The sequence below is a fragment of the Arthrobacter sp. NQ4 genome (assembly GCF_029077345.1).
In the GTDB taxonomy this organism is placed as follows: Bacteria; Actinomycetota; Actinomycetes; order Actinomycetales; family Micrococcaceae; genus Arthrobacter.
Genome location: NZ_JARETC010000034.1, coordinates 1 through 604, shown reverse-complemented (window position 1 = coordinate 604; position 604 = coordinate 1). Strand labels below are relative to the sequence as shown.

2 protein-coding genes are annotated in these 604 nt (G+C 65.2%); both read left to right on the top strand.

Going from position 1 to position 604, the window contains the following annotated elements; genetic code table 11:
• On the top strand, positions 1 to 357 hold a 357-nt coding region (locus tag PUN51_RS20655), incomplete at its 5' end, for a phage holin family protein (RefSeq protein ID WP_275182387.1).
• A partial coding sequence (locus PUN51_RS20650) for a DUF3618 domain-containing protein (protein WP_275182385.1) occupies positions 354 to 604 on the top strand: 251 nt, incomplete at its 3' end. The genes PUN51_RS20655 and PUN51_RS20650, both read left to right, overlap by 4 nt.

Genomic DNA, 604 nt, shown 5'->3' with positions numbered 1-604 from the left:
CTCGGGGACGTGACCCGTGACCTGTCCACCCTGATGCGCCAGGAAGTGGAACTGGCCAAAGCCGAACTCAAACAATCCACCTCCCGCGCAGGCAAAGGCGCCGGCATGCTCGCCGGCGCCGGGATCGGCGGACACTTCGTCCTGCTCTTCCTCTCCCTGGCCCTGATGTGGGCCCTGGGCGCCATCATGGCCCTGGGCTGGGCCGCGCTGATCGTCGCCGTCATCTGGGCCATCATCGCCGCCGTCCTGGCCTCCACCGGCCGCAAGGAACTCAAACAGATCAAGGGCCTGCCCCAAACCGGCGAAACCCTCTCAGAAATTCCCCCAACCCTAAAACCAGGTGAGGTAAACCGATGAGCGACAACCCTGACGTCATCCGCGCAGACATAGAAGCCACCCGGGCACGCCTGGGCACCAACGTGGACGCCGTGGCCGACAAAGTCACCCCGTCCAACATCGTCCACCGCCAAACCGACAAGGTCCGCGACGCCGTGACCGGGGTGAAGGAGAAAATCATGGGAGCAGCAGACACCGCCGGCACCAAAGTCCACGACACCACCGCCACCGGAGCCGGGCACACCACCAACGCCATGCACACCGCAGG